Source organism: Pseudaquabacterium inlustre (genome assembly GCF_038066595.1).
GTDB lineage: Bacteria > Pseudomonadota > Gammaproteobacteria > Burkholderiales > Burkholderiaceae_C > Pseudaquabacterium > Pseudaquabacterium inlustre.
Window position 1 is genome coordinate 927942 of sequence record NZ_JBBUTH010000001.1, and the last position, 23826, is coordinate 951767.

Below are 23826 nucleotides of genomic sequence, written 5' to 3' on the forward strand. Positions count from 1 at the left end.
ATTCAATGGCCCGCTTCGGCGGGCCTTTTGCATATCAAGCCTGATCTCCCGCCTGCTGCAACCGCCACATCTCCGCGTACTTCCCGCCATACGCCAACAATTCGGTGTGCGATCCACTTTCCACCACACGGCCGCCATCTAGTACGACGATGTTGTGTGCATCCACAACGGTGGAAAGGCGGTGGGCGATGACCAGCGCGGTCTTGCCCTGCGCGGCGCTTTTCAGCTCGGCCTGGATGGCGCGCTCGTTGGCCGAATCGAGCGCCGACGTGGCCTCGTCGAAGATCAGGATCGGCGGGTTCTTCAGCAGGGTGCGGGCAATGGCCACGCGCTGCTTCTCGCCGCCTGAGAGCTTCAGGCCCCGCTCGCCCACCACCGTGTCGTAGCCCTTGGGCGTGGCGGCGATGAAGTCATGGATGTGGGCGGCGCGGGCAGCGGCCTCCACGGCGTCGCGGCCAGCGCCGGGGCGGCCATACGCGATGTTGTAGCCCACGGTGTCGTTGAACAGCACGGTGTCCTGCGGCACGATGCCGATGGCCCGGCGCAGGCTGCCCTGCGTGACCTGGCGGATGTCCTGGCCGTCGATGGTGATGCGGCCGCCGCTGACGTCGTAGAAGCGGTACAGCAGCCGCGCCAGCGTGCTCTTGCCAGCGCCCGAGGCCCCCACCACGGCCACGGTCTGGCCGGCCGGGATCTCGAAGCTCACGCCGTGCAGGATCGGGCGATTGGCGTCGTAGGCGAAGTGCACATCCTCGAAGCGCAGCACGCCCTGGCGCACCGCCAGTTCGGGCGCGCCGGGGGCATCGGCCACCTCGCGCTCACGCTCCAGCAGGCCGAACACCTTGTCCAGATCGGTCAGGCTCTGCTTGATCTCGCGGTACAGCACACCCAGGAAGTTCAGCGGCATGTACAGCTGGATCAGGAAGGCGTTGACCATCACCAGGTCGCCCAGCGTCATGCGCCCGTCCACCACCCCCTGCGTGGCGCGCCACAGCATGGCCACCAGGCTGGCGGCGATGATCAGCTGCTGCCCGGTGTTCAGCAGCGACAGCGTGGTCTGGCTCTTGATTTGCGCCATGCGGAAGGCCTCCAGGCCCTCGTCGTAGCGCTTGGCCTCGAAGGCCTCGTTGTTGAAGTACTTGACCGTCTCGTAGTTCAGCAGCGCGTCGATGGCGCGGCTGTTGGCTCGCGAGTCGAACTCGTTCATCTCGCGCCGGAAGCGCGTGCGCCATTCGGTGACCGAGACCGTGAACGCGATGTAGGCCACCAGCGCCGCCAGCGTGATCCAGACATAACCAAGGTCGAACTTGGCACCCAGCACCGCCAGCACCAGCACCACCTCCACCAGCGTGGGCAGGATGGTGTAGAGCGAGTAGCTCACCAGCGACTGCAGCGCGCGCGTGCCGCGCTCGATGTCGCGGGTCAGGCCACCGGTCTGGCGTTCGAGGTGGAAGCGCAGGCTCAGGGAATGCAGGTGGCCGAAGACCTGCAGCGCGATCTGCTTGCTGGCACCGAAACTGACCTTGGCGAACACCAGCTCGCGCAGCTCGGTGAACACGCTGGTCGTCAGGCGCAGGCCGGCATAGGCCAGCACCAGGCCAGCGGGTACCACCAGCACGGCGCGCGCGTCGCCGGGCTTGAGGTCCAGCGCGTCGACCAGGTGCTTCAGCAGCACCGGCACGCCGACATTGGCCGCCTTGGCGCCGAACAGGAACAGCAGCGCCAGCCCCACGCGCCAGCGCCAGGCCCACAGGTAGGGCAGCAGGCGGGCCAGCGTCTGCCAGTCCGAGCGCGGACCGGCGGCGGGTTCAGGAACGGGCAAAGCGGTGGCGGAACGGCGCATGGGGGCAGAGGAGAAGGGAGCAAAGCCCAATGGCAAGGGCGGGCACAACGGCAGGCACGGCCGACAATGCGCCGACACCAACCCCGCAGGTGATGCCGATGACCGACTCTTCCACCCCCACGCCCGTGGCGCCGACGCTCACCGGCCCCCTGAGTTTGCCCGACGGCAGCGAGCTGGTGCTGCGCGTGATGCCGCTGCCGGCCGACGTGAATGGCAACGGCGACATCTTCGGCGGCTGGCTGATGGCCCAGGTGGACCTGGCCGGCGCCGTGCTGCCGGCACGCATCGCCAAGGGCCGCATCGCCACCGTGGCGGTGAACCAGTTCATCTTCAAGCAGCCGGTGTCGGTGGGCGACCTGGTGAGCTTCTACGCCCGCGTGGAGCGGGTGGGCAACACCTCGATCACCGTGCACGTGGCGGTGTACGCCGAGCGCAACCCGGCCAACCTGCAGGTGGTGAAGGTGACCGAGGCCAACCTGACTTACGTGGCCATCGACCACGAGGGCAAGCCGCGGCCGATTCCGAAAGCTTGAGTCAGAGCCGGGGCACCACCGCCCTGGCGATGTGTGCCGCCAGCGCCTCGCCCCACAGCCGGTACAGCGGCGCGCCGGGATGGAAGCCGTCGCGCGCCAGCAGCGTGGCGTCGTCCAGCGGCAGGTCGAAGGGCAGATGGCTGACCTGCGGCTGCCGCGCGGCCCAGCGCCGCAGAGCGGCCTCGTGCGCTGCGGCGTCGCGCCCGGCCAGCCAGCGCAGCGGCTGCGGCAGGCCGGCAAAGCGGTCCATCGGCGGCACGGCGGTCATCACCACCTGGCGCACGCCGGCCTGGCGCTGCAGGGCCTGCACCAGGGCCTCGCGATGCCGCAGCGCAGCGGCCGGCCGCACCTGGTCGACCACATCGTTGACGCCGCTGACCACCACCGCCACATCGGCCGGACGTGCGTCGGCCACCAGGGCCAGCGCCTGCGCCGTGGTGACGCCCGAGCGGGCGCACAACTGCCAGGCCACGCGCCGGCCCAGTTGCGCCGCCAGCGCCTGGCTGAGCTGGCCGGCGAGTGCCAGGCGCTGATGGTCCACGCCCACGCCGGCGGCCGACGAATCACCCAGGATCAGCAGCGACAGCGCCTCGCCACCGCGCCCGGTGTGGCCGACATGGCCCTGTCGCGGGCCGGCGGCCTCGGGCAGTTTGGGCAGGCGCCGGCGCGTCAGCACCGCCTGCGGGATCAGCAGCGGGGCCAGCGCGAGCTTCAGCGGCAGCGACACGCTGGCAACGCTGGATCGGTCAGAACTTCGTGAAGTCGGGCTTGCGCTTCTCGAAGAAGGCCTGGAAGGCCTCGCGCGCCTCGGGGCTGCGCAGGCGCTCGCCGAACAGGCGGTTCTCCTCGGCCATCACGGCCTGGATCTGCTCGCGCTGCGGCGCGCGCATCAGGCGCTTGCTGTCACGCACCGCGCCCGGGGGCAGCGCGTTGAAGCGCTCGGCCATGCGGCGCGCATGCGGCAGCACCTCGCCCGCCGGCAGCACGGCATTGGCGATGCCGAACTCCACTGCCTGCTCGCCGGTGAAGGGGTCGCCCAGCAGCAGCTTCTCGGCCGCCTTGACGTGGCCCACCAGGGCCGGCATCAGCAGGCTGCTGGCGTACTCGGGCACCAGGCCCAGGCCCACGAAGGGCATGGCCAGGCGCGCCTCGTCGCTGACGTAGACCAGGTCGCAATGGAACAGCAGCGTGGTGCCGATGCCCACTGCCGCGCCGGTGACGGCAGCCACCACCGGCTTGTCGCAGGCCACCAGGGCCTGCATGAAGCGGAACACCGGCGAGTCGGGGCCGGCCGGCGGACGCTGCATGAAGTCTTCGAGGTCATTGCCCGAGGTGAACACGCCGGGCTGGCCGGTGATCAGCAGCGCACGCACGCTGGCATCGGTACCAGCGTTCGTGATGGCCTCGGCCATCGCGGTGTACATCGCCGCGGTGAGCGCGTTCTTCTTCTCGGGCCGCGCGATCTCGATCGTGGCCACGCCGTTGACGACGCCGGTGCGGATGTTCATGGACAAGGTCTCCTGCAATGGAAAAGGGCGGCCCCACCGTGACGGGGCCGCCCTGGGATGGGGTCAATGATCGCCGATCAGACGGCTTCAAAAATGCCGGCAGCGCCCTGGCCGGTGCCCACGCACATCGTCACCATGCCGTACTTCAGGTTCTTGCGGCGCAGCGCATGCACCACGGTGGCGGCACGGATGGCACCGGTGGCGCCCAGCGGGTGGCCCAGCGCGATGGCGCCGCCCATCGGGTTGACCTTGCTCGGATCCAGCTTCAGATCGCGGATCACCGCCAGTGACTGCGCGGCGAAGGCCTCGTTCAGCTCGATCCAGTCGATCGCGTCCTGGCTCAGGCCGGCATAGCCCAGCGCGGCCGGGATGGCGGCAATCGGGCCGATGCCCATGATCTCAGGCGGCACGCCGCGGCTGGCAAAGCTGACGAAGCGGGCCAGCGGCGTCAGGCCAAACTGCTTGACCGCCTTCTCACTGGCCAGGATCAGCGCGCCGGCGCCGTCGCTGGTCTGGCTGCTGTTGCCGGCCGTCACGCTGCCCTTGGCGGCGAACACGGGGCGCAGCTTGGCCAGGCCTTCCAGGCTGGTGTCGGGGCGCGCACCTTCGTCGAGGTTCACGGTGCGGGTCTTGACCGACACCTCGCCGGTCTCGAGGTTGGGCACGCGGGTCAGCACGTCCACCGGGCAGATCTCGTTGGCAAACTCGCCGGCCGCCTGCGCCGCCAGCGCCTTCTGGTGCGAGGCCAGCGCGAAAGCATCCTGATCTTCGCGGCTCACCTTCCACTGCTGCGCCACCTTCTCGGCGGTCAGGCCCATGCCGTAGGCGATGCCCACGTTCTCGTCCTTGGCGAACACGGCCGGGTTGAAGCTGGGCTTGTTGCCGCCCATCGGCACCAGGCTCATGCTCTCGGCACCACCGGCGATCATCACGTCGGCCTCGCCGACGCGGATGCGGTCGGCCGCCATCTGGATGGCGGTCAGGCCCGAGGCGCAGAAGCGGTTGATGGTGACGCCGCCCACGCTGTTGGGCAGGCCGGCCAGCGCCACGGCGATGCGCGCCATGTTCATGCCCTGCTCGCCCTCGGGGAAGCTGCAGCCGATGATGGCGTCTTCAATCGCCTTCGGGTCCAGCGTGGGCACCTGGGCCAGGGCCGATTGCAGCGCGGTGATCAGCAGATCATCGGAGCGCGTGTTCTTGAAGTAGCCGCGGCCCGACTTGCCGATGGGCGTGCGGCTGGCCGCGACGATGTAGGCGTCTTGAACTTGTTTCGTCATGGTTCGTCGCTCCGATCAGTTGCGCACCGGCTTGCCGGTTTGCAGAAGACCCATGATGCGTTCCTGGGTCTTGGGGTTCTCGAGCAGGCTGCAGAAGTGCTTGCGCTCCAGCGCCATCAGGTATTCCTCGCTCACCAGCGTGCCGGCGTCCACGTCGCCACCGGTCACCACGTCGGCGATCAGGCCGGCGATGTGGTAGTCGTGCGCGCTGATGAAACCGCCGTCGCGCATGCCCACCAGCTGGGCGGCGATGGTGGCCTTGGCATTGCGGCCGGCCACCGGGAACAGCGTCTTCAGCGGCGCGCGCCAGTTCGACGCGGCCATCGACTTGACCTGCTCGATGGCGATGAACAGCAGCTCGTCGCGGTGCGCCACGATGACGTCGTCACCCAGCAGGTAGCCCAGCTTGCGGCTCTCGATGGCGCTGGTGCCCACGGTGGCCATCGCGGCCGCCTGGAAGGCGTCCTTCAGGCCCGGCAGCAGGTCGGCCGCGCCGGTGAGCGCCGCCTTCTCCGCCGCGCGGCGGGCGATGTAGGTCAGGCCGCCGCCGCCGGGGATCAGGCCCACGCCCACTTCCACCAGGCCAACATAGCTTTCCATGTGCGCGACACGGCGCGCCGCCGCCACGGCGATCTCGCAGCCGCCACCCAGCGCCAGGCCACGCACGGCGGCCACGGTGGGCACGCTGGCGTAGCGCAGGCGCAGCAGCGCGTCCTGCAGCTTCTTCACTTCGGGGGCGATGCCCTTGGCGCCCATCTTCATGAAGGTGGGCAGCATGGCTTCCAGGTTGGCGCCCGCCGAGAACGGCTCATCGGGCGACCAGATCACCAGGCCGTCGTACTGGCCTTCCGCCAGCTCCAGCGCCTTGTACAGGCCTTCCACCGTACCCGGGCCGATGGTGTGCATCTTGCCGGTCAGCGTCAGGATGGCCACCTGGCCGTCCAGCGTCCAGACGCGGCACTCGTCGTTCTTGAACAGCTCGGTGCCAGCGGTGGCAGCATCCACCCCGCCTTCGCCCAGCAGCTTCTCGGGGAACAGCTGGCGCTGGTACACCGGCAGCGCGGCGCGCGGAATGTACTTGCCTTGCGCGGCGCTCCACGAGCCTTCCGGCGTGTGCACGCCGGTGCGTCCGTCGAACACCCAGGCCGGCAGCGGCGCATTGCACAGCGCCTTGCCGGCGTCGATGTCGGCCTTCACCCATTCGGCCACCTGGGCCCAGCCGGCCGCCTGCCACAGCTCGAACGGGCCCTGCTTCATGCCGAAGCCCCAGCGCATGGCCAGGTCCACCTCGCGCGCCGAGTCGGCGATCTCGGCCAGGTGCACGGCCACGTAGTGGAAGCTGTTGCGGAAGATGGCCCACAGGAACTGCGCCTGCGGGTTGGTCGATTCACGCAGCAGCTTCAGGCGCTCGGCCGCGGGCTTCTTCAGGATGCGGTCGACCAGGGCGTCGGCCTTGGCGCCGGCCGGCACGTAGTCACCCTTGGCCGCGTCGAAGCGCAGCACATCCTTGCCCACCTTCTTGTAGAAGCCGGCCTTGCTCTTCTGGCCCAGCGCGCCCGCGGCGATCAGCGTCTGCACCGCCGCCGGGGTGGCGTAGCTGGCGTAGAACGGGTCGGCCTGCAGGTTGTCCTGCATGGTCTTCATCACATGGGCCATGGTGTCGATGCCCACCACATCGGCCGTGCGGAAGGTGCCGCTGCTGGCGCGGCCCAGCTTCTTGCCGGTGAGGTCGTCGACGACGTCGTAGCTCAGGCCGGCCTTCTCGGCTTCGGCGATCGTGGCCAGCATGCCGGCAATGCCCACGCGGTTGGCCACGAAGTTCGGCGTGTCCTTGGCACGCACGATGCCCTTGCCCAGCGTGCGCGTGGCAAAGGCTTCCAACTGGTCCAGCACGTCCGGACGGGTCGTCGGCGTGGGGATCAGCTCCACCAGCTGCATGTAGCGCGGCGGGTTGAAGAAGTGGATGCCGCAGAACTGCGGCTTCAGCGATTCGGGCAGCACCTCGCTGAGCTTGGTGATGGAGAGGCCCGAGGTGTTGCTGGCCACGATGGCATGCGGGGCCACGTGCGGCGCGATCTTGGTGTAGAGGTCCAGCTTCCAGTCCATGCGCTCGGCGATGGCCTCGATCACCAGGTCGCAGCCGGCCAGCAGGCCCAGGTGCTCTTCATAGTTGGCGGGCTGGATCAGGCCTAAGTCATCGGCCACGCCGATCGGGCTGGGCTTGAGCTTCTTCAACCCGTCCAGCGCCTTCAGCACGATGCCGTTCTTCGGGCCTTCCTTGGCCGGCAGGTCGAACAGCACGACCGGCACTTTCACGTTGACCAGGTGGGCGGCGATCTGCGCGCCCATCACGCCGGCGCCGAGCACGGCCACCTTGCGGACATTGAATCGGTTCATGGGGTCTGCTTTCTGGTTGAGTCAGACGGTGGAGATCACTCCACGCGAATCCATTGCTGGTTGCGGAAGAACGGGCCGATGTAGCCGCGCACCTCCAGCTTCTTGCCGCCGTCCAGCGGCTTCAGGCGCAGCTTGTAGACCTTGCCGTTGTTGGGATCGAGGATGTCGCCGCCTTCCCAGTGTTCCTTGTGGTCGTCGGCACGGGCATTGCGGAGGATGGTCATGCCCTGCACCGGCTGGTCCTTGCGCGCATCGGTGCACTTCTCGCACTTCGCGTCGGCCTTGCCGGCCTCGAGGATCTTCTCCACCTTGCCCGACAGCGCGCCGCCGGCCTCGGTGATGCGCACCAGCGACTTCTCGGTCTTGGTCTCGTCGTCGATGGTCTTCCACAGGCCCACCGGCGTGGCCTGGGCCTGCGCGGCGCCGTGGGCGGCGAACGCAAGGGCGAGTGCTGCGAGCAACTTCTTCTGGGTCATGCCATGTCTCCTGGATCGGCGGGAAGGAAGCGGGCGCCACTGCGGTGGCACCCGCCGGCGGGTTCAGCTCAGAACAGGGCCTCGTCCATCGCCATCAGCGGGCTCAGGCCGGCGCGGGCGGTGCGGATCAGCGTGGCCGTCTCGGGCAGCAGCTTGGCGAAGTAGAAGCGCGCCGTGTGCAGCTTGGCGGTGTAGAACGGATCACCGCCATCCTTCTTGGCCAGCGCCACCTGCGCCATGCGGGCGAACAGATAGGCAAAGCACAGGTGGCCCACCACGCGCAGGTAGTCCACGGCCGCGGCGCCCACCTCGTCGGCATTGCCGAAGGCCTTCATGCCGATCTCGGTGCTGAGCTTGGTGACCTTGTCGCCCAGGTCGGCCAGCGGGTTGACGAACTCCTGCATCTCCTCGCTGATGCCGTGCTCTTCCACGAACTCGGCGATCTCCTTGCCAAAGGCGCGCAGCTTGGCGCCGTTGTCGCCCAGCACCTTGCGGCCCAGCAGATCGAGCGACTGCACGGTGTTCGTGCCTTCGTAGATCATGTTGATGCGGGCATCGCGCACGAACTGCTCCATGCCCCACTCGTGGATGTAGCCGTGGCCGCCGAACACCTGCTGGCAGTGGCTGGTGGCCAGCCAGCCGTTGTCGGTCAGGAAGGCCTTGATGATCGGCGTCAGCAGCGCCACGCGGTCATCGGCGGCGCGGCGCTCGTCCTCGTCGTCGGTGTTCAGCGCCACGTCCAGCTTCAGCGCGGTGTAGGCGGTCAGCGCGCGGCCGCCCTCGGCAAAGGCGCGGGCGGTCAGCAGCATCTTGCGTACGTCGGGGTGCACGATGATCGGATCGGCCGGCTTGTCCAGCGCCTTGGGGCCCGACAGCGCGCGCATCTGGATGCGGTCCTTCGCGTAGGCCACGGCGTTCTGGTAGGCCACCTCGGTCAGGCCCAGGCTCTGGTTGCCCACGCCCAGGCGCGCCGCGTTCATCATCACGAACATGGCCATCAGGCCCTTGTTCGGCTGGCCCACCAGCCAGCCGATGGCGCCGTCCAGCAGCATCTGGCAGGTGGCGTTGGCGTGGATGCCCATCTTGTGCTCGAGGCCCGAGCAGAAGATGCCGTTGCGCGCACCCAGGCTGCCGTCGGCTTGGGGGATGAACTTGGGCACCACGAACAGGCTGATGCCCTTGCTGCCCTCGGGCGCATCGGGCAGGCGGGCCAGCACCAGGTGCACGATGTTCTCGGCCAGGTCATGCTCGCCGGCCGAGATGAAGATCTTCTGGCCGCTGATGCGGTAGCTGCCGTCGGCCTGCGGTTCGGCCTTGGTGCGCAGCAGGCCGAGATCGGTGCCGCAGTGCGGCTCGGTCAGGCACATCGTGCCGGTCCACTGGCCGCTGGTCAGCTTCGGCAGGTACAGCGCCTTCTGCTCGGGCGTGCCGTGGGCGTGCAGGGCCTCGTAGGCGCCGTGGCTCAGGCCGGGGTACATGGTCCAGGCCTGGTTGGCGCTGTTGAGCATCTCGTAGAAGCACAGGTTCACCGTGGCCGGCAGGCCCTGGCCGCCGTACTCGGGGTCGCAGCTCAGCGCGGGCCAGCCGCCTTCCACGTACTGGGCATAGGCCTCCTTGAAGCCCTTGGGCGCCTTGACCTCGTGCGTGGTCTTGTCCAGCACGCAGCCTTCCTTGTCACCGCTCAGGTTCAGCGGCGCGGTCACCTGCGAGGCGAACTTGCCGCCCTCTTCCAGCACCGCGTTCACCGTGTCCACGTCCAGGTCGGCATGGGCGGGCAGCTGACGCAGCGTGCCAACGGCATCGAGCAGTTCATGCAGCACGAATTGCATGTCGCGCAGCGGCGGGGTGTACTGGGGCATGGTGTGCTCCTCTATCTGACGGAAAGGACGAAGGGAAAACGGAACAGCGCGGACGTACTGCGTGACAGCGGTACTGCGGTACAGCGGGAAACCCGCCGACTCAGCGTGCCGCCTGCCTGGGCTTGCGCTCGGGCGGCGGCGGCGCGCTCTGGTCGGCGCCAACGACGTAATGGGCGACGATGCGGTCGAAGGCCGACCGGGCGCGGTCCACCGCGCCGGGCAGGCGCAGGAAACGCGCGTCGTGGTGCAGCGCCAGGATCAGGCCATGCACCTCGAAAAGCATCTGCAGCGGATCGGTGTCGGCACGCAGGTGGCCTTCGGCGATCGACAGGCGGATGGCGCGCTCCAGCGCACCCTGCCAGGCCCGCACCATCGAGGCCAGGGCATCGCGAACCGGGCCGGGCCGGTCGTCGAACTCGACCGCGCCGCTGATGTAGATGCAGCCCGAGTCCACCTCCACCGACACGCGGCGCAGCCAGCGCTCGAACAGCGCGCGCAGCCGCGGCAGGCCGCGCGCCTCGCGCACCGCCGGGAAGAACACCTCCTCCTCGAAACGCGCGTGGTACTCGCGGATGACGGCGATCTGCAACTCCTCGCGCGAGCCGAAGTGGGCGAACACGCCCGACTTGCTCATGTGGGTCAGGTCGGCCAGCGCGCCGATCGACAGGCCCTCCAGGCCCATGTGCGAGGCCTGGCCCAGCGCTGCGTCCAGGATCGCAGCGCGCGTCTGCTGGCCCTTCTGCAGCGAACGGGTCGACGCGGCGCGCTTGCGGGCGATGGGCAGCGGGGTGACAGACACGGTAGGCAGCAGAAAGAAACGAACGATCGTTCTATTCTGCAGAAGATTGCCGGCCCCGTGATGTGATTTCGGTGCGGTTTTTCTAGGGTTCGTGCACTAGACGGCACGTTGGCGGGGCGATGGCGGCGGATCACCCGCAGACACCGGCACGGCGGCGCAACCCGATGCCACACCGTTGTCGCGCAGATCGGCTACGCTATCGGGGCCGACAGGAGGTGAGCGTTCCGTGGACGTTTTGCAGCTCGATGTCTCTGGCCGCCCGCAGGCGTGGATCACGCCCCGCGAGGCCGCGGTGATCTACGCCAGCGATGGTGTGGCGTGGACGCTGGGCCGCGCCTTCCGCGTGCTGCGCGGCGGCATCCAGCGGGCCACCGGCCTGCAGTCGCGCATCGAGCTGCACCCGATCATCGCCGTCAAGGGCGCCATGCCCAGCCGGGCCTGGCAGGCCACGCCCTCGATCACCAATCCCAAGCTGTTCGCGCGCGACAAGCACCTGTGCGCCTACTGCGGCCGGCGCTTCGGCTTCGACCTGCTCACGCGCGAGCACATCGTGCCCACCAGCCGGGGCGGGCGCGACTCCTGGATGAACTGCATCACCGCCTGCCGCGGCTGCAACGGCAGCAAGGGCAACCGCCTGCCGGATGAAGCGCGCATGACGCTGATGTACCTGCCCTACGTGCCCAGCCTGCACGAGGACATGATCCTACGCGGGCGCCGCATCCTGGCCGACCAGATGGAGTTCCTGCTGGCCAGCGTACCGCGCAGCAGCCGGCTGCACGGCTGAGCCGCCGCAGGTCCGGCCGCACGTTTCTTTACCGAGGCGCCGGAACCCGGCCCACCGCCGCGCGCTCCAATCGCTGGACACCCGGTCAACGAGCCCCCCCTGGCCACCGTTGAACGGGGACTTCAGACCGAAACACGAGACGCCTGACCATGCTCCGCACCACCCTCGCCCTGGCCCTGGCCGCCACCCTGGCCGCCTGCGCCACCAGCAGCCCCGACGTCATCAGCCGCAACGACGCGCAGCGCATGTCCACCGTGGTCGACGCCACCGTGCTGACCGTGCGCCCGGTGGTGGTGGACGGCTCGCAAAGCGGCGCCGGCGCCGCCACCGGCGCGGTGCTGGGCGGTATCGCCGGCTCGTCGGTGGGAGGTCGTCGCGAATCGGTGGCCGTGGGCGTGATCGGCGCCGTGGCCGGTGCCGTGGCCGGCAACGCCATCGAGCGCGCCAGCACCCGCGAGGAATCGCTGGAGATCCTGGTGCAGCTGAAGAACGGCGAGCGCCGCGCCATCGTGCAGGCCAAGGGCAACGAGACCTTCAAGCCCGGCGACGCGGTGATCCTGGTCACCACCGGCGGCAAGGTGCGCGTGTCGCTGAACCCGGTGCCTGGCGCGGCCGGCAAGCCCGAGCCGGTGCCGGCCCAGCGCTACTGAGTTCTAGCGGATCACCGACAGCCGTCGCGCAATGGCCACCGCCTGCGTGCGGCTGTGCGAGCCCAGCTTGGTGTTGATGTTGCGCAGGTGCGTGCGCACCGTGCTGTCGGACACGAACAGCTTCTCGGCCAGCGCGCTGTTGCTGTAGCCCTCGGCCAGCAATTGCAGCACGCGGATCTCCTTGCGTGTCAGTGTCTCGGGTGAGGGCGCGTCGCCCTCGGCCGGTGGCGCGGCCTCGTCGTCCAGCACCACCGGGCCGCCGGCGGCCGCCAGCAGGCGCTGCACGTACTCGGCCAGGATCGGGTCGGCCGGCCGGCCGCCTTCGTCGTCGGCCGCCTGCACACGCTGCAGCAGCGCCGCCACCGGCGCGCCCTCGTCCAGGATCAGGCGCATGAAGCCCTCGCGGCAGGCCGCGGCCAGCACGGCACTGAAACTGGCCAGGGCCGCCGTGGTATTGCCGGCGCGCCGCCAGGCCAGGGCCAGCAGCACCTGCAACTTGAGCGCGCGGTAGGTGCGGCCGCTGCGCTGGGCCTCGGCCAGCGCCTGCTCCAGCCGCGGAACGGCCTGGCGCGCATCGCCGAACTGGATGTCCCAGCGCAGGCGGCCGATCAGCAGGTCATCGAGCTCCTGCGCCGGCAGGTGCTGGCCTTCGCTGCGCGGCCACACCGCGGGGTCATCGGCCCGCTGCAACTCGGCCTGCGCGCCCGGGCCGTTGCCCTGCAGGCCCAGCAGACGCGCACGCTCCAGCCTCGCGCTGGCCACCACGCGCGGCAGCTGGCGGTGGTGGCCCAGGTACTCCAGCTCGGCCAGGATCTCGAAGGCCAGGTCGATGTCACCCTGGCCGAAGGCGATGCGCGCACGCATGCGGTGGCTGGCGATCATGTGATCGGGCAGGCCCACATCGCGCGCCAGCGGCAGGTAGACGTTGAGCAGGCGCTCGGCGGCCTCCAGCCCGTTGGCCTCGTACACCACGCCGGCGTACAGCACGCCGGCCCAGGCGTTGCCGTTGGTGTGGTGGTACGACACCGCCGCCTGCGGCGTGGCCGCCACCGCCATGCGCAGCCGCGCCGTGGCCTGGCGCAAGCGGCCCTGCTTCAGGTCGAGCACGCCTTCCAGCGACTCGGTGTACATGCGGTTGAAGGCGCTGGCGCGGCCGGCGCGGCGCGCCGCATCCAGCAGGCGCTGCGGCTCGTGCTGGTCGCCCATCACCGACAGCACATGGGCCATGGCGTTGAGCAGCACGCTGTCGGCAAAGGCGCTGGCCGTGGGCAGTGCGGCCAGGCTGGCGCGGCCGGCCTGCACCGCCTCCTCGGGCCGGTCCATCATCGCCAGCAGCAGCGGGCGCAGCGCGTTCACATGGGCCTGCACGCCGGCCTCGGCCACCTCGGCCAGACCCGAGCGCTCCAACAGCGCCATGGCCTCCCAGGGCCCGTGCGTGAAGGCCTGGGCCCACACGGCCACGGCCTGCAGCGGCGGCTGCGCGCGCACCAGCTCGGGCGGCATGGCCGAGAACCAGCGCGCCAGCAGGCGCATGCGGCCTTGCTCGAGGAAGGCCGTGGCGTGCTGGGCCAGCAACGTGAGCGCATGCGGGTGGTCGCCGCCGTCGATGGCATGGTCGATGGCCGGCACCGGCCGGCCCTGGGCCTCGTACCAGCCCGAGGCGGCCAGGTGCAGGCGCGCCAGCTCGTCGGGGTGCTCGCGCGCCAGCTGGGCGCGCAGGAAGTCCGCGAACATGCTGTGGTAGCGGAAGCTGCCGGCGTCCTCGCCGATCGGCGTGAGGAACAGGTTGGCGGCCTCCAGGCGCTCGAGCATGCGCGCGCAGTCCACGCGCGGCAGCAGCGCCTTGCACACCGGCGCCGACAGGTGGCGCAGGATGCTGGTGCGCAGCAGAAAGTCGCGCACCTCGGGCGGCTGGTGGGCCAGCACGTCCTCGGCCAGGTAGTCGGCCACCGCGCGGTTCGAGCCCGAGAAGCGCTCGACGAAATCGCCACCGGCATGGCGCTCGAGCGCCAGCGACACCAGCCACAGCGCGGCCACCCAGCCCTCGGTCTTGCCATGCAGGCGCGCCACGGTGCCGGCCGGCAGCGCCTCGCGGCCGCGCTGCTGCGCCAGCTCGAAGAAGGCCACCGCCTCGGGCAGCGTGAAGCGCAGCGCCTCGGCGTCGATCTCCAGCAACTGGCCGCGCGCACGCAGCCGGCCCAGGCCCAGCGGCGGCAGGCTGCGCGAGCCGATGACCAGCTGGCCGCGGCGCGGCAGCCGATCGATGATCTCGCTGATCAGGCCCAGCACCGCGGTTTCCTGCACGCGCTCGAAGTCGTCGAGGAACAGCGCGAACGGCGGGCCCTCGTGGGCCAGTGCGGCCACGGCGTCCAGCGGCGCCTCCAGCGGCTGCGCCTCGTCGCGGTCGAGCCCGGCCACTGCCGCGCCCAGGCTGCCCAGGAAGCGCGGCAGGTCGTTGTCGGCACGGTCCAGCGTCAGCCAGGCGGTGGCCACGCCGGCCTGGTCGAGCCGCTCGCGCAGCTGCAGCATGGCCGTGGTCTTGCCGAAGCCGGCCGGCGCACGCACCAGCACCACCTTGACGGCGCCGGCGGCCAGCACCCGCTCGGTGACCGCGTCGCGCGGCACCATCGCGGTACGGCGACCCGGTGCCTGCAGCTTGGCCGCCAGGCCCGAGGGCAGCGCGCGCAGTGCCGCAGCGGCGGCCTCGTTGCCGGGCGGGTTCACGGCGGGCCGCTGGGCCGCGGGCAGCGCATCGGGCGTGTGATCGAACGGATGGGCAGGCATCGGATCTCGGGCAGCCTGCCATTCTGGGGCCAGAGCGCCGCCTCCGGCCAGCCCCCTGTCGCTGCCGTGACAGGCGTGGCGACCGCCGCGCGACGGCCGCGCAACAGCCGGGCACGGGGCGCCGGCGGTTCGTCGCTTTCGACGATGGTCGCCGCCCAGACCGCTGCCTAGACTCGCGCCGAATGCCGGTCATGGCCGGCTCCGCACGCGTCAACCCATCGCGACTCCCCTTTCAGCCCCTCCAAGGATCCGCTCCATGCAACTCGATTCGTCGATCACCGCCGTCGTCACCGGTGGCGCCTCCGGCCTGGGTGCCGCCACCGCGCGCCGCCTGGCCTCCAAGGGCGTGAAGGTCGCGCTGTTCGACCTGAACGAAGCCGTGGGCGAGGCCCTGGCCAAGGAGATCGGCGGCGTGTTCTGCAAGGTCGACGTGACCAACGAGGAGCAGGTGATCGCCGGCTTCGCCAAGTCGCGCGCCGCCCTCGGCCAGGAGCGCGTGCTGGTCAACTGCGCCGGCACCGGCAACGCCGTCAAGACCGCCAGCCGCGACAAGACCACCGGCGAGATCAAGCACTTCCCGCTGGCCAACTTCGACCGCATCATCCAGATCAACCTGGTGGGCACCTTCCGCTGCATCGCCCACTCGGCCGCCGGCATGCTGACGCTGGACCCGCTGGCCGACGGCGAGCGCGGCGCCATGGTGTGCACGGCCAGCGTGGCCGCGGTGGATGGCCAGATGGGCCAGGCGTCCTACTCGGCCAGCAAGGCCGGCATCGTGGGCATGACGCTGCCGATCGCGCGCGACCTGATGGGCGAAGGCATCCGCATCAACACCATCCTGCCGGGCATCTTCAACACGCCGCTGCTGCAGGGCGCGCCCGACAACGTGAAGGCCGCGCTGGCCGCCTCGGTGCCCTTCCCCAAGCGCCTGGGCAACCCCGATGAATACGCCCAGCTGGCCGAGACCATGATCACCAACGGCTACTTCAACGGCGAGAGCGTGCGCCTGGATGGCGCCATCCGCATGGCTCCGCGGTAAGCCACCGCCCGCAGCAAAGGAGAACCAACATGTCCGAAGCATTCATCGTCGCCACCGCCCGTACCGCCGGTGGCCGCAAGGGTGGCCGTCTGAGCGGCTGGCATCCGGCGGATCTGGCCGGCCAGGTGCTCAATGCGCTGATCGACCGCAGCGGCATCGACCCCGCCGCGGTGGAAGACGTCATCATGGGCTGCGTCGGCCAGGCCGGTGAGCAGGCCACCAACATCGCGCGCAATGCGGTGCTGGCCAGCAAGCTGCCCGAGAGCGTGCCCGCCACCTCGGTGGACCGCCAGTGCGGCTCGTCGCAGCAGGCGCTGCACTTCGCCGCCCAGGCGGTGATGGCCGGCACCATGGACTGCGTGATCGCCGCCGGTGTGGAGAGCATGAGCCGTGTGCCGATGGGCCTGCCCAGCACGCTGGCGCGCAAGGCCGGCTTCGGCTTCTACATGAGCCCGGAGATGCAGAAGCGCTACCCCGGCATCGAGTTCAGCCAGTTCATGGGCGCCGAGATGCTGGCCAAGAAGCATGACCTGAGCCGTGAACAGCTCGACCGCTTCTCGCTGGAAAGCCACCGCCGCGCGATTGCCGCCACCGAGGCCGGCCGCTTCAAGAACGAGATCGTGCCGGTGGCCATGAAGCGCGTGGACAAGGAGGGCGTCTACAGCGAGGACGGCACCCAGCACGTCACCGACGAAGGCATCCGCTACGACGCCACCTACGAGAGCATCGCCGGCGTCAAGCTGCTGCAGGAAGACGGCCGACTCACCGCCGCCAGCGCCAGCCAGATCTGCGACGGCGCCACCGGCGTGATGGTGGTCAACGAGCGCGGCCTGAAGGCCCTGGGCCTGAAGCCGCTGGCGCGCATCCACCACATGACCGTGACCGGCGGTGACCCGGTGATCATGCTGGAAGCCCCGATCGCCGCCACGCAGAAGGCCCTGGCCCGCGCCGGCATGAAGATCGACGACATCGACCTGTACGAGGTGAACGAGGCCTTCGCCTCGGTGCCGATGGCCTGGCTGAAGGTGCTGGGCGCCGACCCCGCGCGCCTGAACGTCAACGGCGGCGCCATCGCGCTGGGGCACCCGCTGGGCGGCTCGGGCACCAAGCTGATGACCACGCTGGTCAACGCCCTGCACCAGACCGGCAAGCGCTACGGCCTGCAGACCATGTGCGAAGGCGGCGGCATGGCCAACGTGACCATCATCGAGCGCCTGTAAGCCCCGGCCGATGACCAGCCCCGCCTCGGAATCCCCCGCCGGCGGGCTGGCCGACGGCCTGGCCCGCACGCTGGGCGGCCGCATCACGCGGCTGCGCCGGCTGTCGGGCGGCGCCAGCCAGGAGACCTGGGCGTTCACGCTCGAGGTCACTGGCGGTACCCCGACCGACCTGATCCTGCGCCGCTCGCCCCCGGGCGGCCACCACCGCTCGTCGGCCAACGCCGGCCTGGCGGCCGAGGCCGCGCTGATCGCACTGGCCGCGCGCCACGGCGTGCCGGTGCCGGCCATCCACCAGGTGCTGACCGAGGCCGACGGCCTGGGCGCGGGCTTCGTGATGGAACGCCTGCAGGGCGAGACCCTGGGCCGGCGCATCGCCACCGACCCCGCGCTGGCCGCGGCGCGCGAGACGCTGGCCTTTCAATGCGGCCAGACGCTGGCCAGGCTGCACGCGGTTCCCGTCGACGCCGTGCCGGCTGATTTGGGCCTGCGCCGCGCCGGCCCGGCCGACGAACTGGCCCACTACCGCGGCTGGCATGCACGCCACGCCACCGTGCGGCCGGTGTTCCAGCTGGCCTTCCGCTGGCTGGCCGAGCGGCTGCCGGCCGATCCGTCGCGGCCCGCGCTGGTGCACGGTGACTTCCGCAACGGCAACCTGATGATCGACGCGCAAGGCCTGCGCGGCGTGCTCGACTGGGAGCTGGCCCATGTGGGCGACCCGATGGAAGACCTGGGCTGGCTGTGCGTGCCCAGCTGGCGATTCGGCCAATTCGACCTGCCGGTCGGCGGCTTCGGCACGCTGGATCAGCTGGTGGCCGGCTATGAATCCACGGGTGCCCAGGCCGACCGCGCACGCATCCACTGGTGGACCGTGATGGGCGCGCTGAAGTGGGGCGTGATCTGCGAGAGCATGCTGCAGGCCTGGCTGACCGGCGCCGAGCGCGAGGTGGAGAAAGCCGCCATCGGCCGCCGCGCCAGCGAGGCCGAGATCGACCTGCTGACGCTGATCGTGCCCGAGGCCAATCCGCAGCGCGCGGCCAAGGACGAACGCCATGCATGACGCGCCCAGCCCCGCACAGATCACCGAGGCCGCCACGTTGTTCCTGCGCGAGCGGGTGATGCCGGCCTTGGGTGGATTCCAGGCCGCCACGCCCGAGGCGCAGGCTGCGGCCGGTGCCGTGGCGGCCGCCACCGCCCACCATGCCCGCGTGGCCGCCAACCTGCTGGACATCGCGCGCCGCCAGCTGCTGGAAGATCCGGCCGTGGCGGCCGCCGAAGTGCAGCGCCTGCAGGCCCTGCTCGACCGCCCCGACACCGACCTGGCCGCGCTGAACCAGGCGCTGGCCGAGGCCATTTCCACCGGCCGCCTGTCGCTGGACACGCACGGCTTGGCCGAGCACCTGTGGCACACCACACTGGCCAAGCTGGCCGTGGACCAGCCGAACTACGCCACCTATCGCCGTGCGATTGGCGCGTGACCCCAACACACCAAGCACGCGCACTCTGGAGACGACCATGACCGAAGCCGCTGCCGCCGCCACGGCCGCCACCCCCACCGTGCTGCGCGAGGAGCGCGATGGCGACGTGGCCATCCTGGTGCTGGCCGATGCCAAGCGCCTGAACCCGCTGGGCCAGCCCTTGCAGAACGCCTTGCGCGAGCGCCTGCGCGCGCTGGCCGCCGACCGCAGTGTGCGCGCCCTGGTGATCACGGCCGATGGCCGCGGCTTCTGCGTGGGCGCCGACCTCAGCGCGATGAACAGCGCGCTGGGTGGCGACGCCGCTGCCGACACGCGCACGCTGGGCGACAAGACGGCCGACACGATGCACGCGGCCTCGAACCGGCTGATCTCGGACATCCGCCGCCTGCCGTTTCCGGTGGTCAGCGCGATCAACGGCGCGTGTGCCGGCGCCGGCGTGGGCCTGGCACTCTCGGCCGACATCGTGGTGGCCGCGCGCTCGGCCTATTTCTACCTGCCCTTCATGGCCAGGCTGGGCATCGTGCCCGACCTGGGCACCACCTGGTTCCTGGAGCGCCTCGTGGGCCGTGGCCGCGCCACCGCATTGACGCTGCTGGGCGAGAAACTGCCGGCCGAGAAGGCGGCCGAATGGGGCATTGCCTGGGCCTGTGTGGACGACGAGGCTCTGCGTGATAAGGCCTTGAAGCTGGCCCACCGCCTGGCCGCCCTGCCCCCGCAAGCCGCGCTGGAAACCCGCCGCGCCTACGACGCTGCCGCGCACAACAGCCTCGATGCCCAGATGGGCTACGAGGCCGAGCGGCAGCGCGAACTGATCGATGCGCCGAGCTTTGCGGAGGGTGTGCAGGCCTTCATCGGCAAGCGCGAGCCGCGGTTTTCTGGGCGGTCTTGAACTGGTGCGGATGCCTCTGGCATTCGAAGGTTTGCGCGTGGCCAAGGCCGCCGGGTAACCGCCCGGCTCCATGTCCCCCGCCGAGGTGCTCTCGCACCTCGGCTCCTCCTTTACTTACGCCGGGCGGTCACCCGACGTCCTCGTCCCGAGGCACCGTGGCATGCCGTCGTCCGCATGCCTCGACCGTGCGGCCAAGCCGTGCCCGGGTGTCTGGCGCAGCGAATCTGCGCTGGCGAGGAGCGCAGCAGGCGTGGCGGCGGGCGTGAGCCCGCATCGGCCTCTGACTCGCATCGCTTGTCCGAGCACAGTGAGCGTCAGCGAACGGAGCGAGTTGCGATGCGCCGCCGCGCCTGCGAGCACCGCAGCGAAGTCCGATGCAACGCATCGGACCAGCGCAGTTGAGCGAAGCCAGGCACCCGGGCACGGCTTGGCTTGCTCAGAACCCAGCAAGCCCAAACAGCATCAATAACTAAACAGGCACCCAAACGTTGCGAGAACCGTCGTTGGAAACCCCACCCCGACGACCGATGAAGTCCTCTGCTTGCATGGAGGCAAACAGAGAAGCATCCACCGGCGTGTTGGCGATGAACCGCGCGCCATCCATCAAGCGGCCAAACAACACGCCCGCCGAAGGGCCGGCACGCTCGTGCATCACCGTGTAGCTCTCCACCACCGCCTCACCCGAAGCCAAGGGCACGAACGCAGGTGAAGGCACCGAAGCATCCAGCCGCGACTGCAACACAGACGGCGGCTCCGGCGCAAAGTGCACCGCAGGACGCTCGGTGGAATAGATGCCCGCCGAGTGCTTGGTCAGGTAGTTGCCGTTGGCCGTGACCAGGCCGAAGGAACCACGGTCCGCACGCAGCACCTGCACCATCTGCGCGATCGAGTGCGTCACGTAGTTGTTGCCCGGGCCGCCGAAGTACGGCAGGCCGCCGGTGACGGTGAGGCCGCGCGGGTCATCGGGCTGCAGCCCCAGCGCACCGCAGGCCACCTCCACCGCCGACGAGAAGCAGCTGTAGATGTCCAGGTGCCGCATCTCGGCCATCGTCTTGCCTGCCATTGCGAAGGCCTGCTCGAAGACCGCGGCCATGGCCGGCGCGCTGTGGAAGTTGCGCCGCTGGCTCACATGCCAGTGGTCGTGCGCATCGGCGCAGCCGTGCAGAAACACCCAGCGGTCTTCCGGCACGCCCAGAGCCTTGGCCTGGGCCACGCTGGTCAGGATGACGGCCGCGCCCTGGTCGATGTAGGCGTTGGCGCTCATCAGCCGCGTGTAGGGCCAGCCGATCCAGGGGTTGTCAGGGCCGGGTGTGGCGATATGCGCGGGGCTGTAGCCGCCGCGCCGGTCGGCCAACGGGTTGGCCGCGGCCGTCTTGGCAAAGGGTTCGAGCCAGCGGCCCATTGCGGCCTGGTGTTCATCGATGCTGCGGCCCAGGTGGTGGCGGATCGCGTTCTCGAACATCGGGTACATCACGATGGCTGCGCGGGCGCCGTGGGCGCTCTCCACATCCGACCAGCCGCGCCGCGCATCGCCCCAGGCCTCGGGCGTGCCACCGGGGTCTTCATGCCAGCCCAGCGGCACATTCGCGCGCTGGCCCATGCGCCAGGTGGCCAGCGCCTCGGCACCCACCACCAGCGCGGCCTGCAACTGGCCGGCCGCCACCTGCTCGCCCAGGCGGTTGATGCTCCACTGCGGCATGTTGCCGCCCGGCCAGGTGTAGACCAGCTGCTGCGCGGCATCGGCGCCCAGGCGCTGTGCCACGCTGCGCGGCAGGTTGGTGAAGCGGCCCGCAGGGTCGACGAAGCGCGGGCTGGTGTCGGCGAACAGGCGGATCACCACCACGGCCTGCAGCGAGGCCAGCAGGGCTTGCGCCGGGCCGGCATCGGCGGCTGCGGCGCGCGCGGCATCCACCATCAGCTGCAGCGGACCGCGCGCGGTGCGCGGATCGGCACCGCGCTCGGGCCGCTGCGTGATCTGGCCGGCGCCCACCAGCACCGGCGTGCGGGCATCCGCATCGCCGGTGTGGACGGCCGGAGCGTTCAACGTCCCACCCAACGGGGGGCGCGCTTCTCGATGAAAGCCAGCGGGCCCTCCTTGAAGTCCTCACTCTGCATGTTGCGCGCTTGGCCGTCCTCGGACATCTGGCGCAGCTCGGGGTCGGTCTTGTCGAAGGCGGCGCGGGCCACGGCCAGGCTCTCGCGCACGGCCACCGGGGCGTTGACCGTGATGCGCGCGGCCATGGCCTGGGCGGCCTCGATCAGCTTCGCCGGCTCGCACAACGCGTTGACCATGCCGAAGGCATGCGCCTGCTCGGCCGTGATCGGCTCGCCGGTGAGGATGGCCTCGCGGGCGATGGCCGGCGGCAGCGCGCGCGGCAGGCGGTACAGGCCGCCGGCCGAGGCGATGAGGCCGCGCTTGACCTCGGGCACGCCGAAGCGCGTGCCGGTGGCGGCGACGATCAGGTCGCAGGCCAGCGCGATCTCGCAGCCGCCGGCCAGCGCCGGGCCGTTGACCGCCGCGATCCAGGGCTTGCGCTTGGGCGCATGCACGAAGCCGGCGAAGCCGCCCCGGTCGGTGCGCAGCTCGTTGCCGCGGCCGGCCGAGATGGCCTTCAGGTCGGCACCCGCGCAAAACGCCTCGCTGCCCGTGCCGGTGAGGATCACGCACCAGATGTCGTCATCGGCCTCGGTGGCGTCGATGGCGGCCTCCAGGCCGCGCGCCACGTCGCCGTTGACGGCATTGCGCGCCTCGGGGCGCACGATGGTCACCAGCGCCACATGGCCGGGCAGGATGTCGAGGTGGATGGCGGGGGTCAGTTCACGGGGCATGAAGAAAGGGTTCCGTTGGAGGGGATAAAAGCCGCGTCAGCGGTACTCGGAGATGACCTTCCAGCGGCCATCCTTGATCTGCGACAGGCGCGATTGCGTGGAGCCCAGGCGCTGCGTGGCGGTCCAGGTGAGCGGGGGCGAGCCGAAGATGTCGGGCGGCACCGTGCCCATGGTCTCCATGGCCTTGATGAAGCTCTCGGTGGTGAGGTTGGGCCCGGCCTTCTGCGCTGCGCGGGCGAAGATGTCGACGACCTGGTAGGTGCCCACCGCGTAGGTGCTGGGCTCCTCGTTGAAGCGGGTCTTGTACTTGGCGGCCCAGAAGCGCACCGGCTGCGGGCTGTCATCGAGGTACGGGAACGGGATGGTCATCACCGCGTACAGGCCCTCGGTGGCCTTGCCGCCCAGCTTATGGATCAGGTCGGTGTAGGCCGCCTGGCTGGTCAGGAAGGTGGGCTTCCAGCCGACCTTGGCGGCCTCGGCCATGGCGCCCACGGTCTCGCGGATGATGGTGCCCAGCACCACGAAGTCGCAGTTGGACGACTTCATCTTCGCCACCTGCGAGCTGAAGTCGGTGGCGCCGCGCTTGTAGCTGGTCTTCTCGGCCAGTTCCACGCCGGCATCCTTCAGGCCGGCCTCGGCGCCGCGCACCACCTCCAGGCCGTAGTCGTCGTCCTGGTACAGCGCGCAGGCCTTCTTGGCGCCCACTTCCTTGAACAGGCGCGGCGCGTTGAACTTCAGCGTGTCGTAGTACGCGGCCACGTTGGCGAACTTCAGCTTGTGCACCGGCTCGAACATCTCGCGCCCGGCCGACAGCGGCATGAAGTTGATGACGTTCTTGTCGAACTGGATTGGCATGGCCGCGTTGTTCTGCGGCGTGCCGATGTGCGAGGCGATCAGGAACACCTTGTCCTGGTTGACCAGCTTCTGCGCTGCCAGCACCGCGCGCTTGGGGTCGTAGGCGTGGTCTTCCACCACCAGCCGCAGCTTGCGGCCGTGGATGCCGCCCTGCTCGTTGATCTCGTCCACGCGCAACTGTGCGCCGTTGCGCGCCTGCTTGCCATAGGCCGACACCGGACCCGAGAGGTCCTGGATCGTGCCGATGACGATCTCGGTCTTGCTCACACCCTGGGTCTGCGCCTGGGCGCCAACGCCAACGGATGCCAGTGCGGCCAGGGCCGCCAGGGTGGCTGCAGTGCGGGGGAATTGCCGGCTCGGGGTCATGCCTGTCTCCTGCTCGTCGTGGGGTGTTCTGGATCGCCCGTGTCATCACGCGCGGCCCACATCGTGCCCACTCTCGCTGGCCGGGCCATGCTAGGAAACCCGTGTCGGCGCCCTCAATCGTCGGAAGCGACGATGTTGCCGAGCCCCCCCCTGCCTACCATCGTGGCGCAGGGTGCGCCGGGGTTTCGGCGCACCCTTTGTCCATCCCCTCTGCCCCTTTGTTGCCTGTCGCCTGGAGACCCC

General features: G+C 70.0%; 20 protein-coding genes. 8 read left to right on the forward strand and 12 right to left on the reverse strand.

Going from position 1 to position 23826, the window contains the following annotated elements; all coding sequences use genetic code 11:
• Nucleotides 1–34: 34 nt before the first annotated feature.
• Nucleotides 35–1843 carry an ABCB family ABC transporter ATP-binding protein/permease gene (locus AACH10_RS03970; protein ID WP_341409057.1) on the reverse strand — a complete coding sequence of 603 codons (1809 nt, stop codon included), beginning with the start codon at nt 1841–1843 and terminating at the stop codon, nt 35–37.
• Between the two features lie 98 nt (nt 1844–1941).
• Between AACH10_RS03970 and AACH10_RS03975 the strand changes: the two genes are divergently transcribed.
• Nucleotides 1942–2376, forward strand: a complete 435-nt coding sequence (locus tag AACH10_RS03975) for an acyl-CoA thioesterase (protein ID WP_423228550.1) — start codon at nt 1942–1944, stop codon at nt 2374–2376.
• Nucleotide 2377: 1 nt separating this feature from the next.
• On the opposite strand, the gene AACH10_RS03980 is transcribed toward AACH10_RS03975, so the two are convergent.
• The 7 genes from AACH10_RS03980 to AACH10_RS04010 all read right to left on the reverse strand — a co-directional run bounded on the left by AACH10_RS03980 (nt 2378) and on the right by AACH10_RS04010 (nt 10692).
• On the reverse strand, nt 2378–3103 hold the full coding sequence (locus AACH10_RS03980) for an SGNH/GDSL hydrolase family protein (RefSeq protein ID WP_341409058.1): 726 nt from the start codon (nt 3101–3103) through the stop codon (nt 2378–2380).
• Nucleotides 3104–3122: 19 nt separating this feature from the next.
• A complete protein-coding gene (locus AACH10_RS03985) occupies nt 3123–3884 on the reverse strand; it encodes an enoyl-CoA hydratase (protein WP_341409059.1) in 762 nt (253 codons plus the stop codon).
• A 77-nt stretch (nt 3885–3961) separates the two neighbouring features.
• On the reverse strand, nt 3962–5161 hold the full coding sequence (locus AACH10_RS03990) for an acetyl-CoA C-acyltransferase (protein WP_341409060.1): 1200 nt from the start codon (nt 5159–5161) through the stop codon (nt 3962–3964).
• 15 nt (nt 5162–5176) lie between these two features.
• On the reverse strand, nt 5177–7558 hold the full coding sequence (locus AACH10_RS03995) for a 3-hydroxyacyl-CoA dehydrogenase/enoyl-CoA hydratase family protein (RefSeq protein ID WP_341409061.1): 2382 nt from the start codon (nt 7556–7558) through the stop codon (nt 5177–5179).
• Between the two features lie 35 nt (nt 7559–7593).
• Nucleotides 7594–8034 carry a DUF2147 domain-containing protein gene (locus AACH10_RS04000; RefSeq protein WP_341409062.1) on the reverse strand — a complete coding sequence of 147 codons (441 nt, stop codon included), beginning with the start codon at nt 8032–8034 and terminating at the stop codon, nt 7594–7596.
• A 68-nt stretch (nt 8035–8102) separates the two neighbouring features.
• Complete coding sequence (locus AACH10_RS04005; protein WP_341409063.1) at nt 8103–9893, reverse strand: acyl-CoA dehydrogenase C-terminal domain-containing protein; 1791 nt, start codon at nt 9891–9893, stop codon at nt 8103–8105.
• Between the two features lie 100 nt (nt 9894–9993).
• Nucleotides 9994–10692 carry a TetR/AcrR family transcriptional regulator gene (locus tag AACH10_RS04010; protein ID WP_341409064.1) on the reverse strand — a complete coding sequence of 233 codons (699 nt, stop codon included), beginning with the start codon at nt 10690–10692 and terminating at the stop codon, nt 9994–9996.
• Between the two features lie 226 nt (nt 10693–10918).
• Between AACH10_RS04010 and AACH10_RS04015 the strand changes: the two genes are divergently transcribed.
• Entirely contained in the window at nt 10919–11476 is a 558-nt protein-coding gene (locus AACH10_RS04015; protein ID WP_341409065.1) for an HNH endonuclease, read from the forward strand.
• A 149-nt stretch (nt 11477–11625) separates the two neighbouring features.
• Nucleotides 11626–12126 (forward strand): outer membrane lipoprotein, encoded by a 501-nt coding sequence (locus tag AACH10_RS04020; RefSeq protein WP_341409066.1) that lies wholly within the window; start codon nt 11626–11628, stop codon nt 12124–12126.
• A 3-nt stretch (nt 12127–12129) separates the two neighbouring features.
• Here the strand turns inward: AACH10_RS04020 and AACH10_RS04025 are convergent, their stop codons facing one another.
• On the reverse strand, nt 12130–14754 hold the full coding sequence (locus AACH10_RS04025; protein ID WP_341409199.1) for a winged helix-turn-helix domain-containing protein: 2625 nt from the start codon (nt 14752–14754) through the stop codon (nt 12130–12132).
• Between the two features lie 412 nt (nt 14755–15166).
• Between AACH10_RS04025 and AACH10_RS04030 the strand changes: the two genes are divergently transcribed.
• From AACH10_RS04030 to AACH10_RS04050, 5 genes are read left to right on the forward strand one after another with little or no spacing between them, the layout of a single operon-like run.
• A complete protein-coding gene (locus AACH10_RS04030) occupies nt 15167–15949 on the forward strand; it encodes an SDR family NAD(P)-dependent oxidoreductase (RefSeq protein WP_341409067.1) in 783 nt (260 codons plus the stop codon).
• A gap of 29 nt (nt 15950–15978) precedes the next feature.
• A complete protein-coding gene (locus tag AACH10_RS04035; RefSeq protein ID WP_341409068.1) occupies nt 15979–17169 on the forward strand; it encodes an acetyl-CoA C-acetyltransferase in 1191 nt (396 codons plus the stop codon).
• A gap of 10 nt (nt 17170–17179) precedes the next feature.
• Nucleotides 17180–18226 carry a phosphotransferase family protein gene (locus AACH10_RS04040; RefSeq protein ID WP_341409069.1) on the forward strand — a complete coding sequence of 349 codons (1047 nt, stop codon included), beginning with the start codon at nt 17180–17182 and terminating at the stop codon, nt 18224–18226.
• A complete protein-coding gene (locus tag AACH10_RS04045) occupies nt 18219–18644 on the forward strand; it encodes a DUF6285 domain-containing protein (protein WP_341409070.1) in 426 nt (141 codons plus the stop codon). Before AACH10_RS04040 ends, AACH10_RS04045 begins: the two co-directional genes overlap by 8 nt.
• Before the next feature lie 37 nt (nt 18645–18681).
• Complete coding sequence (locus AACH10_RS04050; RefSeq protein ID WP_341409071.1) at nt 18682–19533, forward strand: enoyl-CoA hydratase-related protein; 852 nt, start codon at nt 18682–18684, stop codon at nt 19531–19533.
• A gap of 469 nt (nt 19534–20002) precedes the next feature.
• Here the strand turns inward: AACH10_RS04050 and AACH10_RS04055 are convergent, their stop codons facing one another.
• Genes AACH10_RS04055 through AACH10_RS04065 form a run of 3 tightly spaced genes read right to left on the reverse strand, consistent with a single transcriptional unit; the run spans nt 20003 to nt 23583 of the window.
• Nucleotides 20003–21577 (reverse strand): acetyl-CoA acetyltransferase, encoded by a 1575-nt coding sequence (locus tag AACH10_RS04055; RefSeq protein ID WP_341409072.1) that lies wholly within the window; start codon nt 21575–21577, stop codon nt 20003–20005.
• Nucleotides 21574–22362: an enoyl-CoA hydratase-related protein gene (locus AACH10_RS04060; protein ID WP_341409073.1), complete on the reverse strand. Its 789-nt coding sequence runs from the start codon at nt 22360–22362 to the stop codon at nt 21574–21576. Before AACH10_RS04060 ends, AACH10_RS04055 begins: the two co-directional genes overlap by 4 nt.
• Before the next feature lie 36 nt (nt 22363–22398).
• Nucleotides 22399–23583, reverse strand: a complete 1185-nt coding sequence (locus AACH10_RS04065; protein ID WP_341409074.1) for an ABC transporter substrate-binding protein — start codon at nt 23581–23583, stop codon at nt 22399–22401.
• Nucleotides 23584–23826 lie beyond the last annotated feature (243 nt).

Excerpts from the sequence above, each read along its gene's own strand:
- AACH10_RS03970 (WP_341409057.1), bottom strand. The coding sequence starts at position 1,843 with ATGCGCCGTTCCGCCACCGCTTTGCCCGTTCCTGAACCCGCCGCCGGT.
- AACH10_RS03975 (WP_423228550.1), top strand. The coding sequence starts at position 1,942 with ATGACCGACTCTTCCACCCCCACGCCCGTGGCGCCGACGCTCACCGGC.
- AACH10_RS03985 (WP_341409059.1), bottom strand. The coding sequence starts at position 3,884 with ATGAACATCCGCACCGGCGTCGTCAACGGCGTGGCCACGATCGAGATC.
- AACH10_RS03990 (WP_341409060.1), bottom strand. The coding sequence starts at position 5,161 with ATGACGAAACAAGTTCAAGACGCCTACATCGTCGCGGCCAGCCGCACG.
- AACH10_RS03995 (WP_341409061.1), bottom strand. The coding sequence starts at position 7,558 with ATGAACCGATTCAATGTCCGCAAGGTGGCCGTGCTCGGCGCCGGCGTG.
- AACH10_RS04000 (WP_341409062.1), bottom strand. The coding sequence starts at position 8,034 with ATGACCCAGAAGAAGTTGCTCGCAGCACTCGCCCTTGCGTTCGCCGCC.
- AACH10_RS04005 (WP_341409063.1), bottom strand. The coding sequence starts at position 9,893 with ATGCCCCAGTACACCCCGCCGCTGCGCGACATGCAATTCGTGCTGCAT.
- AACH10_RS04020 (WP_341409066.1), top strand. The coding sequence starts at position 11,626 with ATGCTCCGCACCACCCTCGCCCTGGCCCTGGCCGCCACCCTGGCCGCC.
- AACH10_RS04025 (WP_341409199.1), bottom strand. The coding sequence starts at position 14,754 with ATGGTGCCGCGCGACGCGGTCACCGAGCGGGTGCTGGCCGCCGGCGCC.
- AACH10_RS04030 (WP_341409067.1), top strand. The coding sequence starts at position 15,167 with ATGCAACTCGATTCGTCGATCACCGCCGTCGTCACCGGTGGCGCCTCC.
- AACH10_RS04035 (WP_341409068.1), top strand. The coding sequence starts at position 15,979 with ATGTCCGAAGCATTCATCGTCGCCACCGCCCGTACCGCCGGTGGCCGC.
- AACH10_RS04040 (WP_341409069.1), top strand. The coding sequence starts at position 17,180 with ATGACCAGCCCCGCCTCGGAATCCCCCGCCGGCGGGCTGGCCGACGGC.
- AACH10_RS04045 (WP_341409070.1), top strand. The coding sequence starts at position 18,219 with ATGCATGACGCGCCCAGCCCCGCACAGATCACCGAGGCCGCCACGTTG.
- AACH10_RS04050 (WP_341409071.1), top strand. The coding sequence starts at position 18,682 with ATGACCGAAGCCGCTGCCGCCGCCACGGCCGCCACCCCCACCGTGCTG.
- AACH10_RS04060 (WP_341409073.1), bottom strand. The coding sequence starts at position 22,362 with ATGCCCCGTGAACTGACCCCCGCCATCCACCTCGACATCCTGCCCGGC.
- AACH10_RS04065 (WP_341409074.1), bottom strand. The coding sequence starts at position 23,583 with ATGACCCCGAGCCGGCAATTCCCCCGCACTGCAGCCACCCTGGCGGCC.